The organism is Nocardioides alcanivorans, assembly GCF_021555175.1.
Classification (GTDB): Bacteria; Actinomycetota; Actinomycetes; order Propionibacteriales; family Nocardioidaceae; genus Nocardioides; species Nocardioides alcanivorans.
In genome coordinates this window covers 1-12,024 of record NZ_JAKGRW010000037.1, presented here as the reverse complement: position 1 = coordinate 12,024, position 12,024 = coordinate 1, and the positions used below count along the sequence as shown (strand labels likewise).

Genomic DNA, 12,024 nt, shown 5'->3' with positions numbered 1-12,024 from the left:
CACCCGCTGCGTGCCAAGGCAGCTGAGTGGTCCCGCATCCAAGGGGTCGCCCGGCTGCAGCTCGGTCCGCTCGACGACGGCGCGGTGCGGCAGCTGGTGCGCGGTCTCCACCCCGACCCCCTCGCAGAGACCGAGCTCGCCTGCATCGTGCAGCGGGCCGAGGGCAACGCCTTCTTCGTCGAGGAGCTCGTCGGTGCCTCCAGGGGCGGCGTTCCCGTCGACCTGGCCGACCTGCTGCTGATCCGCCTCGACCGACTCGACGACGTCGCACGCCAGGTGGTGCGCACGATGTCGGTGGGTGGTCGCCGGGTCTCACACGACCTGCTCGCCGCCGCCAGCGGGGTCAGTGCGACCGAGCTCGACCAGGCGTTGCGGCGCGCGGTCGAGACACACGTGGTGGTGACCGCCGGGAGCCACGACTATGCCTTCCGGCACGCCCTGCTGGCCGAGGCCGTCTACGACGATCTCCTGCCCGGGGAGCGCGTCCGCATCCACGCGGCGTACGTCGAGGCCTTGCGCGACGGTGTCGCTGACGGCACCGCCGCGGAGCTGGCGCTGCATGCGCGGGCCGCCCTCGACCTACCCACTGCTCTGCTCGCCAGCATCCGCGCGGGTGACGAGGCAGCCTCGGTCGGTGGTCCCGACGAGGCTGCGCGCCACTACGAAAATGCACTGGAGATCGCTGAGGACTCGCGACACAGCCCCGATCTCGACGTGTCCGCACTGGTGCTCAAGACGGTGGATGCGTTGGTCGACAGCGGCAGCCTGATCCGTGCGCAGAAGCTGCTGTCACGACACCTTCGTGCGGTCGAGGACACCGCTGACGACACGTCGCTGGCGCGGCTCCACCTACAGATGGCCTATACCGCGCTGCTCACCGACAACGACATCGACTGGCACGGCCACCTCCGCACCGCGATGCAGCTCATCCCCCAGGAGGCGGGACGAGACCGGGCCAAGCTGATGGCAGCCTCGGCTCGGGTGATGGCGTTGAAGCGTCTGCCCGAGGCGGAGGAGACTGCGACCGAGGCACTGGCTCTTGCAGAGACCCTCAACCTGCCGAAGACCGCGAGCGAGGCGATGACCACGTTGGTCTTCCTCGACCGCAGCGTGCCCATCGAACAGTTGGAGAAGGCCCTGCAGGAGAGCGCCGAGCGGGCGGTCCGCACCGGAGCGGTGGCCGCCGAGCAACGTGCCTACTTCCTGCTGGGGCGTGTCTATCAGGACCGCGGCCTCTTCGCCGATGCACTGGCCACCTTCGCCAAGGCGATCGAGCGGGCGAAGTCGCTGGGCATCCCCTGGGCCCCCTTCGCCTTCGACTCCCGCCTGCAGTCGGCTCAGATCGCCGTCGTCACCGGTGACTGGGACACGGCGCTGGAGCTCGCCGATGTCGACGGCCAGTCACCGCCCCATCTCGCCGAAGTGCTGTTGGTCGTGTGGCAGGCAGCGGTGCTCTCGGCGCGGGGCCGTCCACAGGCAGAGAGGCTGCGTGCCCTGCACGACGACTGGCGCAAGGACGGTTCGGTTGCCGTCGTCGGTGTCCCGGTGGAGGTCGAGGAGCTCGCTCGCGCGGGGCGGCTCGAGGAGGCTCTGTCGGTCGGTGACCAGGCGATCGAGGTGCTCTCGTCCATCTGGACGCCGCTCTTCCAGGCCAGGGTCAGACTCACTGCCGTGATGATCGGGGTGATGGCTGACGCGGCACCGGGCCTGACCGGCGACCAACGTGCCCGACAGGTCGAGCGGGCCCGATCGCTCCATGCCGGCGCATCGAAGGTGGTCCAGCACCACCATGAGGGCGGCGGCCACTGGGGACCCGAGTCCAAGACGTGGTCCAAGCGTCTGGAGGCGGAGTTCCTGCGGTTGCGGTGGCTCAGCGACGTGGAGGCTCCCGACCTGGCGGATCTGATCGGTCTCTGGCAGGAGACCACGACGCACTTCATCGAGCTCCAGCACCCCTACGAGACAGCGCGCTGTCAGCTCCGGTTGGCCGAAATCCTCCGTGCGTCGGGTGACGTGGTCGCGGCGCGCGAACACGTCGACCGGGCGCGGATCACTGCTGCCGAGCTCGGTGCGCAGCCACTGCTCGATGCGTTGCAGACGATGGGGGCGTCCCCGGCGCGTGGCCAGGGCAGCGACGAGGCCCTGACGCCGCGGGAGAGCGAGATCCTCACGTTGGTGGCGGCTGGCCGCAGCAACGGGGAGATCGGGCGCCAGCTCTTCATCAGCACCAAGACGGTGTCGGTGCACGTCTCCAACATCTTGCGGAAGCTGGGCGCCTCCGGGCGCACCGAGGCGGCGGCGATCGCCCGTCGTCGTGGCATCACCGTCTGAACCTCCGGCTCATGACGACCTGAACGACAGCGCCAGCTGCTCGAAGACATCGCAGAAGTCGGCGTAGTCGCAGTGGTCAACAGTGGCGCGGAGGGTCCACGCAACCTCGGCCGCGACCCACGACCAGATCTCGGTGATCACGTCGCGCTCTCCGAAGGTGTGCAGCACTCGGACGTAGGCGGCATCGCACATCCCGAGGTCGTGGATGTCGACATCTTCGACGTCCACGCGGCTCAGCGACTGGCGGACCGCCAGCACTTGGGCGTCCTGCCACTCGCGCAGGGACAAGGCGCAGCGAGCGCTGGTCAGCGTCGCGCGGGGACGGAAACCGCTGGCGGGCAGGGCGTCGCAGAGCAGTAGGTCGTCCCCGGTCTCAGGACATCTCTCGACGCTCCATCCCGGGGGGACGACAAGGTTCGGATTGATCAACATGCCCCGACGCTAGGAACGCGCGGCGACACGGGGCGGCGTACCGACGGCGCCTGTGGAGGGCAGTCGTCATCCACCGCGCCTCGCTGGAGAGTGGTCGACTCCGACACAGCGCCCGGACTCTGTCACCAAATTGCAGGCTTGGTGGCTGTTGCCACACGCACCAGGACGGCAATTCCCCGCCCGGGCGGGGAATTGCCGTGCCTGGAACGGATCAGAAAGCGGCGCGGATCTGCTCCTCGGTGAGGCCGTAGTCCTCGAGGGAGTACTGGTGGGCGGGGCGACGGCCGCCCTTCTTGGACTCGGCGTCCATGGCCTCGACCTCGCCGGCGACCTGAGGTGACCAGTCGAGGTCGAAGGTCTCGTAGATCGACCGGGTCACGCCGAGCGGGTTGGCGACGAACTCGGAGTAGTCGACGTCGATGAACTGCTTGGGGTCGTACTTCTTGCGGGCCTCGACGAAGCTTGCGTGGGAGCGGGAGAGCATCTCGAGCTGGGTCTCGCCGATGCGCTTGCCGACGAACGTGGTCGACCAACCGGCAGTTGCCTCGGCGGAGAGCGAGCAGGCCGATGCCATCGAGACCACCGGGTCGCGGTGGGTCTGCACGATGAGGGCATCGGGGAAGACGGTCATCAGGGCGTCGAGCGCAGCCAGGTGGGACGGGTTCTTGAGCACCCAGCGCTTCTCCTGGTCATTGAGGCCGATCAGCTGCAGGTTGGCCTTGTAGCGCTCGTACGACGGCGTCCAGTCCTGCTGGGCCAGCCAGGCCGAGTAGCGGGGCACGTCGGCCAGCGACTCGTATCCGATCGACGTACCTCCCTGGCGCAGGATCCTCCAGCACTCCTCGACGCTGGCGGCGTCGATGTAGTGGATGCCCATGAACTCGGGGTTCTCCACGTTGTGTGCGGAGTAGGCCTGGTTGATGCCGGCATAGATGGGGTTGTCGTCCCAGGTCTCCCTGGCGGGGCGCGGCTGGGGGTATTCGGTGAGCCACAGCTCCAGGCCCTGGTGGCGCTCGTCGACCGTGAGCAGGCGGTGCAGTGCGGTGGTGCCGGTGCGCGGCAGGCCCACCACGAAGATGGGGCGCTCGATCGGCACCTCGGCGTGCTCCGGATGGGTGGTGAAGCCGTGCTGGCTGAGCAGCCGGCCGACCAGGGCGCTCTTCACGTAGGAGCGCTGCATGAAGTTGCCGACCCCGGTGAGTCCGGCGACGGGCGAGTTGAGGTCGTCCACGAGGATGCGCAGGCCCTCCTCGTGCTCCGTGCCGCCGAAGTCACTCAGGCCGGACGTGCGCATCGCCGCTTCGGCGATGTCCTCGTAGGTGCCGACATCGGCGCGTTCGCGTGCCATGGGATCGATCTCCTCAGTTGTCGTGGAATTCGCCGCAGTCGACGTTGAGCATCGTGCCGGTGACCGCGGAGGCGAGGTCGCTGGCGAAGAAGAGGGCGGCGCGAGCGACCTCCTCCGGGTCGGCCAGTCGCTTCAGGTCCGTCGGCGCCGCCTTCTCGGCGTACACGTCTTCATGGGTGCGGCCCGTCTCGCTGGCGATCCAGTCGAAGTAGGCCTTGTTGACGTCTTCATAGATGTAGGACGGCGCGACCGAGTTGACCCGGATGCCCCGGGGCCCGAGTTCGGTGGCCAGCGAGGACGCGAGGTGCTTCAAGGTGCCCTTCGACAACTTGTAGCCCGAATAGACCGGCTCGGAGTGGTGCACCACGGCGGAGTTGAGCATGATGATCGACCCCTTGCTCGCCGCCAGCGCGTCGGCGAACAGCGCACAGAGCCGCAGCGGAGCGAAGACGTTGGTCTCCTGTGCCTCACGCAGGCTCTCCACGCTCAGTGTCGAGATGGGTTCCATCGGCGGGATCGCGAAGGCGTTGTTGATCAGGCAGTCCACCCGACCGAACTCGGCGAGTGCAGCGTCGACGAGTGCGGCTCGCTGCGCCTCGTCGTTGATGTCTGTCGGTACGACGAGGGCTCGCCTGCCGTGCGACCGCACGACCTCTGCCATCTTCTCCAGCCGGCTCTCGGTGCGGGAGACCAGCACCAGGTCGGCGCCTGCCTTGGCTGCCTCCTCGCCCAAGGAGCGGCCGAGGCCGGGCCCGACGCCGGAGAGAACGATCACTTTGTCCTGCAGGAAGTTCACCATGACGAGAGGCTAGAACCTGTTTCAGTCAGAGTCGAGGGCCGGTTTCGTTGACGAGACGGCCACGGGTCGGACCCGTGGCCGTCTGTCGTCGTACCTTGGTGAAGGTTCGCGCCTTCTGACTGAAGGTTCGCGGTCAGGAGATCATGCGGGAGGCGACGCCGACCTGACGTGCCTCGATGCGCGCCTTCCACTCCTCGGGCGTGACGCGGTTCTGCTCGAAGTACGGCAGGTGCTGCTCGACCTCGTCGAACGGCACCACCTGCACCTGCGGGCCGTCCTCGGCGGTGAGGTCGCGCTCGACCCGCTGCCAGCGCAGCATCGTCAGGCCCAGCGGGTGACCGGTGGTCTCCAGCCAGTTCGCGACGCCGGGGTTCGACTCGGAGATGACGTAGCGGAGTTTGCCGTCCGGGTCGACCTGGCTCTGGTCACGGGTCAGTGAGGTCTGGTGGTGCTCGTAGTCGGTCGAGACGTACCAGCGCGACCCGATCTGGATCGCCTGGTAGGGCGCCGCGTCGCAGACCGGGACGGTCACGACCATCGCCTGCTCGCGACCATCGACCGGGTTGAGGTCGTAGTGGCCGATCGAGGAGAACTGGCTGGCGAGGCCGCCCGGGGTCGACTTCGGCACGGTCAACGTGTTGACCGGCTCCTTGTAGGTGAACCACTGCGGGAAGGCGTACCACGTGTGGATGCGCCCGATCAGCATCTTGGCTGCGACGTGGTACTTCTTGCTCAGCACGTCGGGGTCGAACGGCCCGCGGGGTACGCCGGCGGTGTCGAGCCGCTGCAGCCGGATCGTGCCGCGCTCCTCGGTGGTCCAGTCGCTGGAGACCTCCCGGATGATCAGCGACGCACCCTTGTTCAGCCCGAGTTCCGGGCCGAACCGCCACTCGAACGTGCCGTCCTCGGCGATCTCCAACTCGCGGTCGTCGAACGCCGCGACGCTCGTCGGCGAGCCTTCCGCCGTGTAGTTGCCGTCCATGATCTGGAAGGCCAGGTCGGCGGTGGTGCCACGCTTGCCGGAGAGGACGTACGACGCCCCTTCGGTCAGGTAGGCGTTGAAGTAGATCGCGTCGGGGTTGTCCAGGCCTTGGCGCGCGTACTGGTGGGTCGGGTTGAACAGCACCGGGTGCTCGAGGTCGTAGTTGAATGCGGCCTGGATGGCCGAGCGGATGCTGCCGGAGAGGTACTCGTGGCCCTCGGCCATCTCCTGCGGGGTCACCTCGAAGGGTGGGTTGCTGATCAGCCGGTCGGCCTCGCGGACGGCGTCGGCGAACGCCTGGGCTCCCGCCGACAGCTTCTCGGCGGCAGCCTGTGTCTCCGGGGACTGCTGCGGGTTCATCTCGGCCATGTCAGCCGACCTTGGAGATGATGCCGTCGGCGTATCGGTTGAGGGCGGCGACCTTCTTCTCGATCGGCTCCTCGTCCTGGCCCATGATGTAGGCCTGGCGGAAGCCGACGATGCAGTCGGTGACGCCCTTGTCCTCGAGCCGCTTGATGCCGTCGAGGCTGTAGGCATCGGCGGAGATCACGTGGATCTCGAAGTCGTCGCGGGTGTCGCCCTCTTCCTTGCGGATCTCGGCAAGGCGGTCGAGCAGGCGGTCGAGCGTCTCGGCGTCGCCGCCGGCGTGCATCCAGCCGTCGCCCTTGCGGACGGCGCGCCGCAGGGCGGCGTCGCTGTGGCCACCGACCAGCACCGGGATCGGCTGGGTCGGAGCGGGCGTCTGCTTCATCTCGGCGATGTCGTAGAAATCGCCGGAGTAGCTGAAGTACTCACCGGAGGTGAGGCCGCGGAAGATGTCGATGCACTCGTCCATCCGCTTGCCGCGCTTCTCCCACGGCACGCCCATCGCCACGAAGTCCTCGGGCCACGGGGAGAGGCCGACGCCCATGGTGAGGCGGTTGTCGGAGAGGAACGCGACGGACGACGCCTGCTTGGCGATCAACACCGGGGGCGCACCGGGAGCTTCAGCACGAACGGTGTCAGGCGCAGCTTCTCGGTGACCGCGAAGACGTGCGCGCAGAAGATCATCGTCTCGATGAACTCCTTGTTCTCGAGGAACTCCCGGTCGCCGGTGTCGGTGTAGGGGTAGCTCGAGTCGGACTCCTTGGGATAGATCAGGGAGTCTGCGACGGTCATCGAGGTGTAGCCGGCCGCCTCAGCAGCTTGGGCGAGCGGGGCGTAGTAGTGGGCCCGGGTCATTGCTTCGGCGTAGGTGAATCGCATGCCTCGCACACTAGAACTCGTTGCAGGTTTCTGGAATGGTGCGTCCCGTTGGTCGAACCACTCGCTTGACGGACCGCCTGGGAGGCGCGATGGATCTGCAGGAGATCGGGGATCGTCTCGAGGTGATCGATGTGATCACCCGCTACACCCGTGCGATCGACACACGGCGGTGGGACGACCTCCACGTTGATGTCTTCACCCCGGACGCGGTGCTCGACTACTCCTCGGTCGGAGGGCCGGTGGCTCCTCCCTCCGAAGCGGTGCCGTGGGTCGCGCAGGGGCTGAACGGGTTCGACCGCTACCAGCACATCATCGGCCAGGTCTCGATCGGCTTCGCAGACCTCGGCTCGACGGGCCGGCCCGACGAGGCGCACGTGACGGCGTACTTCACGAACCCGATGGTGGCCGTCGCGCCCGACGGAGCCGAGAGGCTCCTGGAGGTCGGTGGCTACTACCACCACACGATGGTGCGCACGCCCGACGGCTGGCGATCACGCCACCTCGTCGACGAGAACCTGTGGATGCGGGGCTTCTGAGCAGCACGCGTTGGTGGCGTTCGTGGTGTCCTTTGCAAGAATGGCGAGACCTGCCCACTCGAGCGCATTGGAGCCAGCGTGTCCGAACCGGACAAGCGAGAAGAGAACCCGGTCCTCAACGGGTTGGTCGCGCTCGGTGCGGTCGCGCTCGTGGTCGGGGTGCTGGGCGGCATCGGCGTGGTCACCGCGACACGTGTCCTCGGGCTGAGTGACGCCCAGGATGCGGCCGCCAACTCGACCTCCGAGGTCGGCGACTCGCTCTACATGCCTGACCCGGTGCCCACCGAGGAGCAGTCGGGGCCGTTGGTGACGCTGGTCCCGACCGATGACGAGGACCCGGGCGACGCGTCCGACGAGGCGTCGGACGACGAGTCCAGCGAGGAGGCGTCCGAGAGCGAGAGCGCCGACAAGGACCGGATCACGCTGAGTCAGGGTGCCTTCGAGATCTCGCCGGGGAGCAGCTCTATCTCTCCGGCATCTATCCCGGTGGTGAGGGCACGATGCTCGACATCGAGTACAAGATCGACGACGGCGCCTGGGCCGACTTCCCGCTCGACGTCAACGTCGCCAACGAGACCTTCTCCACCTATGTCGAGACCTCCAGGACGGGCACGATCTCCTGGCGCGTCGTCGACTCGGCCAAGGGAGTGAAGTCCAACGAGGTCAAGGTCGACCACCGCTGACCGCTTCGGCCAGGATGCGGGTACGTCGCCGCACAGGCAGGTGCAGCTGTCCGGCGAGGACGCCACCCAGCACCAGGGCCATGCCGAGGGCCTGAGTGATGCCGAAGGGTTCGGCGACGAAGGCAACCCCGAGGGTGGTCGCGACCACTGGATTCACCAGTCCGACGAGTGCGACCCCTCCGGCCGGCATCCGCCGCAGCCCGCGGAACCAGCACACGTAGGCCAGACCCGTGCCCACCACCGCCATCCAGGCGAGCCCGCCGACCGCCCCGGCGTCGAGCGCGGGCGGGCGACCCTCGACGAGCAGGGCCAGCGGCACGAGCACGATCCCGCCGACCACCAGCTGCCACGACACGAGCGTCAGCATCGGCACCGGCGGAACCCAGCGCTTGATCAGCACGAAGCCGAGGCCCGAGACGACCACGGAGCCGAACGCCGCGGCGACGCCGAGGGGTCGGCCCCGCCCGGGCTGCGCAGCACCAGCAGTGCGACGCCGGTCAGGCCGACGAGGGCGGCAGCGACCCGGAGCACTGTCGGTCGCTCGCGGATCAGTGGCCAGGCCAGCGCCATCACGACGAGGGGCGAGGCGGCCTGCACCGTGGCTGCCAACCCGCCGGGCAGGCGATAGGCGGAGAGGAAGAGGAGGGGGAAGAAGAGGCCGATGTTGCACAGACCCAGGGCGATCGCCCGTCCCCACCACCCTCGTGGAGGGAGTTGCCTCGTCCACGCCAGGAGCACGAGGCCGACCGGCAGGGCGCGGACGGCAGCCGAGAAGAACGGCCGATCGGGCGGCAGGAACCGCTCGGTGACGAGGTAGGTCGTGCCCCATGCGGCAGGCGCCACGGCGGTGACGAGCACGGTGCGCAGGTGAATGGTTTCCATGGAAGGCATAATTCCTTCCGGGGAAGGTATATTCCGAGGTGTGGCTGGAGAGCAGGTGGGTGAGGACCGGGTCGACCGCATCCTCGAGCAGTGGGCGCAGGAGCGCCCTGACCTCGACGCCTCACCGCTGGGGGTGATCGGGCGGCTCCACCGGGTGGCCGAGATGTTGGACGAGGAACTGTCGGTCGTCTTCCGGCAGGCAGGTCTGGGGCGGGGCGACTTCGATGTGCTCGCGACGCTGAGGCGGGCCGGGGCGCCCTACGAACTGAGTGCGGGGGACATCGCGTCGAGGACGATGGTGACCTCGGGGGCGACCACCAAGCGGGTCGACCGGCTGGCGGCGCTCGGGCTGGTGGAGCGACGGAGGGCCGAGGGCGACGCACGGTCGCGTCAGATCAGGCTGACCGACTCCGGTGTGACCCTGATCGATGAGTTGGTCGAGGTGCACCTGGTCAACGAGCACCGGTTGGTCGCGATGCTGCCCGAGGCCGACAGGGCGGCGCTCGCGCGGATCCTCAAGGCGTGGGGCCTGGCGCTGCGGGGGTGATCAGAGGACGCCGGCCGCCCGGGCAGCCTCCGCATAGGCCTCAGCAAGGCTGTCGACCGTCGCGTGGGCGTTGAGCCCGCTGGGGTTGGGCACCACCCAGACCTGGGAGTCACCCCAGTCCTCGCCCTGGCGTCCTGTTGTCGCCTTCGGCTGCTTGAAGGCGCTGCGATAAGCGGTGATCCCGGCGATGGCGACGACCGTCGGGCGGCGCTCCTCGACCAGGCGACGCAGCCTCGCCCCACCCGCGACGTACTCCTCCTTGGTGAGTTCGTCGGCGCGAGCGGTCGCGCGGGCGACCACGTTGGTGATGCCGATGCCGCGGGCCCGTACGGCGTCACGGTCGGCGTCGCTCATGCCGTCGGAAGGCGAGATCGGGTCGACGATGATCCCCGCCTTGAGCAAGGCGGGATAGAAGCGGTTGCCGGGGTGGGCGAAGTGCGTCTGCGTTGCCGCCGTCCACAGGCCGGGGTTGATGCCGACGAAGAGCAACCGCAGGTCGGGCCCGATCAGGTCGGGAACCTCGCGGCCGCGGAAACTCTCCAGTTCTTCCCGGGTGAACGATGCCATGGGCGGAAGGTATCGCCCGCGCGGTCAGCCGAGCCAGTCGAAGGTCGCAGGATCGGGGCCGGTACGACCGGCGGCGCCCTTGTCGAGGGCGCTGATCGCGGCGAGGTCGTCGTCGGTGAGCTCGAAGTCGGTGACCTCCAGGTTGGCACGCATCCGCTCGGTGTTGACCGTCTTCGGGAAGACGATGTCACCGCGCTGGAGATGCCAGCGCAGGGCCACCTGGGTCTCGCTGCGCCCGACCCGGTCGGCGATCGCCTTGACCACCGGATCACCCGTCACCGCGCCACGTGCGATCGGCGACCAGGCCTCGGTGAGTACGCCGCGCGCTGCGTTGGCGGCGCGGACCTCGGTGTTGTCGAAGTAGGGGTGCACCTCGACCTGGTTGACCGCCGGGACGATCCCCGTCTCGTCGATGATCCGCGCCAGGTGATTGGGCTCGAAGTTGGAGACACCCACCGATCGGACCCGGCCGTCGGCGACCAGCTCGGTCATCGCGCGCCAGGTCGAGACGTAGTCGCCGTCGTACTGCGTGGGCAGTGGCCAGTGGATCAGGAACAGGTCGATGCGGTCGAGGCCCATCGTCGCGAGCGACTCGTCGAAGCTGCGACGGACGTCGTCGGGCCGGTGGTGCGGGTTGTTCAGCTTGGTGGTCACGAAGACCTCGTCGCGCGAGATGCCGGAGGTGCGCACTGCTTCGCCGACGCCCTGCTCGTTGCCATACATCTGCGCGGTGTCGATGTGGCGGTATCCGACCTGCAGGGCGCGGGAGACGACCTCGGCGGTCTCGAACGGGTCGATCTTGAAGGTGCCGAAGCCGATCTGCGGGATGAGGTGTCCGTCGTTCATCGTCAGGGCGGGAGTCGTCATGCGCCCAGCCTGCCACCTGTGCTCGGAGCCCAGTGCGCCTCGGTGACGTCGGGCGCGCCGGCGGTGGCGGTGTAGCTCCGCAACCAGGTGGGGCGGATCGCGACGACCGCGAAGTCGTCGTCGAGGGCACGGGAGCCGGGAAACTGCTCGTTGTAGGCGCGTCCGTAGTCGCCACGCAGTTCACCATGGGCGACGGCGGCCACACCTTCGATCTGCACGGTGGTGTCGTCGCTCCATCCGACGACGACCGCGACGTGGGGGTCGTGGCCGATGTTCGCGATCTTCCGCGAAGCTCGGGGCGCGTCGAAGATCAGCGTGCCGTCGTCCAGCGCCGCGAGGCCGACGAGGGCCGCTTCCGGGACGCCCGGAGTCGTCGACCGTCGCCACCACGCCCAATCGGCAGGCGCGGACGAACGCGGCCACCGCCTCGGGGCTCGCAGGATCAACGAACATCTGCACGACGCTACCCGAGCTCGACGGACCGCATACGTAAGGTTGCGGGCGCTGCCGAGAGGCTCCGGGCGATGAGAGAGGGCGCCATGACTGCGCCGGTGGGATATCTCGTGACGGTGGCGCTCGCTGCCTGGTGCACCTTCTTCGCAGTGGTCGCTCCGCGCCGGCCGTTGCTCGTGGGGAGGGTCAGCTGGCTCTTCGGGATGCTGATCAACGAGCTGCCGTTCCTGGCCATCTACTACCTCGTGGCCTCGACCGCGCTGGCCGCCGGCCGAGGGCGACCTGGACTCGCCGAGTGGCAGGGCCGCCGCCGGAGTTGCGGTCGCAACCATCGCGCCTGGCCGTCGCGGCT

Annotated in this window: 16 protein-coding genes; 5 read left to right on the top strand and 11 right to left on the bottom strand. The window is 68.4% G+C overall.

The window, feature by feature from the left end; genetic code table 11:
• The coding region (locus L1066_RS26965; RefSeq protein WP_283095488.1) for a helix-turn-helix transcriptional regulator at positions 1-2,331 on the top strand (2,331 nt) is incomplete at its 5' end.
• Positions 2,332-2,340: 9 nt separating this feature from the next.
• On the opposite strand, the gene L1066_RS17540 is transcribed toward L1066_RS26965, so the two are convergent.
• From L1066_RS17540 to L1066_RS28825, 6 genes are all read right to left on the bottom strand, one after another.
• A complete protein-coding gene (locus tag L1066_RS17540) occupies positions 2,341-2,763 on the bottom strand; it encodes a hypothetical protein (protein WP_235737522.1) in 423 nt (140 codons plus the stop codon).
• Positions 2,764-2,974: 211 nt separating this feature from the next.
• Positions 2,975-4,111 (bottom strand): sulfotransferase family protein, encoded by a 1,137-nt coding sequence (locus tag L1066_RS17535; RefSeq protein ID WP_235737521.1) that lies wholly within the window; start codon positions 4,109-4,111, stop codon positions 2,975-2,977.
• Positions 4,112-4,124: 13 nt separating this feature from the next.
• Positions 4,125-4,910 carry an SDR family oxidoreductase gene (locus tag L1066_RS17530; protein ID WP_235737520.1) on the bottom strand — a complete coding sequence of 262 codons (786 nt, stop codon included), beginning with the start codon at positions 4,908-4,910 and terminating at the stop codon, positions 4,125-4,127.
• A gap of 133 nt (positions 4,911-5,043) precedes the next feature.
• Complete coding sequence (locus tag L1066_RS17525) at positions 5,044-6,261, bottom strand: hypothetical protein (protein ID WP_235737519.1); 1,218 nt, start codon at positions 6,259-6,261, stop codon at positions 5,044-5,046.
• Between the two features lies 1 nt (position 6,262).
• The gene (locus L1066_RS17520; protein ID WP_376707697.1) at positions 6,263-6,859 is read right to left on the bottom strand and encodes an LLM class flavin-dependent oxidoreductase; all 597 of its coding nucleotides are present in this window, start codon (positions 6,857-6,859) and stop codon (positions 6,263-6,265) included.
• Entirely contained in the window at positions 6,853-7,137 is a 285-nt protein-coding gene (locus L1066_RS28825) for a hypothetical protein (protein WP_376707696.1), read from the bottom strand. The genes L1066_RS17520 and L1066_RS28825 overlap by 7 nt, the downstream gene beginning before the upstream one ends.
• Positions 7,138-7,226: 89 nt before the next feature.
• Here L1066_RS28825 and L1066_RS17515 point away from each other — a divergent pair, with 89 nt between their 5' ends.
• Entirely contained in the window at positions 7,227-7,673 is a 447-nt protein-coding gene (locus tag L1066_RS17515) for a nuclear transport factor 2 family protein (RefSeq protein WP_235737518.1), read from the top strand.
• Positions 7,674-8,173: 500 nt separating this feature from the next.
• Positions 8,174-8,356 carry a hypothetical protein gene (locus L1066_RS17510; protein WP_235737517.1) on the top strand — a complete coding sequence of 61 codons (183 nt, stop codon included), beginning with the start codon at positions 8,174-8,176 and terminating at the stop codon, positions 8,354-8,356.
• Here L1066_RS17510 and L1066_RS17505 read toward each other — a convergent pair.
• Entirely contained in the window at positions 8,337-8,756 is a 420-nt protein-coding gene (locus L1066_RS17505; protein ID WP_235737516.1) for a DMT family transporter, read from the bottom strand. The genes L1066_RS17510 and L1066_RS17505 overlap by 20 nt on opposite strands.
• Positions 8,750-9,238, bottom strand: a complete 489-nt coding sequence (locus L1066_RS17500) for a DMT family transporter (RefSeq protein WP_235737515.1) — start codon at positions 9,236-9,238, stop codon at positions 8,750-8,752. The genes L1066_RS17505 and L1066_RS17500 overlap by 7 nt, the downstream gene beginning before the upstream one ends.
• Before the next feature lie 40 nt (positions 9,239-9,278).
• Between L1066_RS17500 and L1066_RS17495 the strand changes: the two genes are divergently transcribed.
• Complete coding sequence (locus L1066_RS17495) at positions 9,279-9,785, top strand: MarR family winged helix-turn-helix transcriptional regulator (protein WP_235737514.1); 507 nt, start codon at positions 9,279-9,281, stop codon at positions 9,783-9,785.
• Here L1066_RS17495 and L1066_RS17490 read toward each other — a convergent pair whose 3' ends face one another.
• The 3 genes from L1066_RS17490 to L1066_RS17480 are packed head-to-tail and all read right to left on the bottom strand — an operon-like array spanning position 9,786 to position 11,665.
• Entirely contained in the window at positions 9,786-10,352 is a 567-nt protein-coding gene (locus L1066_RS17490; protein WP_235737513.1) for a mismatch-specific DNA-glycosylase, read from the bottom strand. It lies immediately after the preceding gene.
• Positions 10,353-10,376: 24 nt separating this feature from the next.
• Entirely contained in the window at positions 10,377-11,219 is an 843-nt protein-coding gene (locus tag L1066_RS17485) for an aldo/keto reductase (RefSeq protein ID WP_235737512.1), read from the bottom strand.
• Positions 11,216-11,665 carry a pyridoxamine 5'-phosphate oxidase family protein gene (locus L1066_RS17480; protein ID WP_235737511.1) on the bottom strand — a complete coding sequence of 150 codons (450 nt, stop codon included), beginning with the start codon at positions 11,663-11,665 and terminating at the stop codon, positions 11,216-11,218. Before L1066_RS17480 ends, L1066_RS17485 begins: the two co-directional genes overlap by 4 nt.
• Positions 11,666-11,743: 78 nt before the next feature.
• Here L1066_RS17480 and L1066_RS17475 point away from each other — a divergent pair.
• Positions 11,744-12,024, top strand: a 281-nt coding sequence (locus tag L1066_RS17475) for a hypothetical protein (RefSeq protein WP_235737510.1), incomplete at its 3' end; no start/stop codon positions are given.

Excerpts from the sequence above, each read along its gene's own strand:
- L1066_RS17485 (WP_235737512.1), bottom strand. The coding sequence starts at position 11,219 with ATGACGACTCCCGCCCTGACGATGAACGACGGACACCTCATCCCGCAG.
- L1066_RS17540 (WP_235737522.1), bottom strand. The coding sequence starts at position 2,763 with ATGTTGATCAATCCGAACCTTGTCGTCCCCCCGGGATGGAGCGTCGAG.
- L1066_RS17530 (WP_235737520.1), bottom strand. The coding sequence starts at position 4,910 with ATGGTGAACTTCCTGCAGGACAAAGTGATCGTTCTCTCCGGCGTCGGG.
- L1066_RS17515 (WP_235737518.1), top strand. The coding sequence starts at position 7,227 with ATGGATCTGCAGGAGATCGGGGATCGTCTCGAGGTGATCGATGTGATC.
- L1066_RS28825 (WP_376707696.1), bottom strand. The coding sequence starts at position 7,137 with ATGCGATTCACCTACGCCGAAGCAATGACCCGGGCCCACTACTACGCC.
- L1066_RS17490 (WP_235737513.1), bottom strand. The coding sequence starts at position 10,352 with ATGGCATCGTTCACCCGGGAAGAACTGGAGAGTTTCCGCGGCCGCGAG.
- L1066_RS17525 (WP_235737519.1), bottom strand. The coding sequence starts at position 6,261 with ATGGCCGAGATGAACCCGCAGCAGTCCCCGGAGACACAGGCTGCCGCC.
- L1066_RS17500 (WP_235737515.1), bottom strand. The coding sequence starts at position 9,238 with ATGGAAACCATTCACCTGCGCACCGTGCTCGTCACCGCCGTGGCGCCT.
- L1066_RS17510 (WP_235737517.1), top strand. The coding sequence starts at position 8,174 with ATGCTCGACATCGAGTACAAGATCGACGACGGCGCCTGGGCCGACTTC.
- L1066_RS17535 (WP_235737521.1), bottom strand. The coding sequence starts at position 4,111 with ATGGCACGCGAACGCGCCGATGTCGGCACCTACGAGGACATCGCCGAA.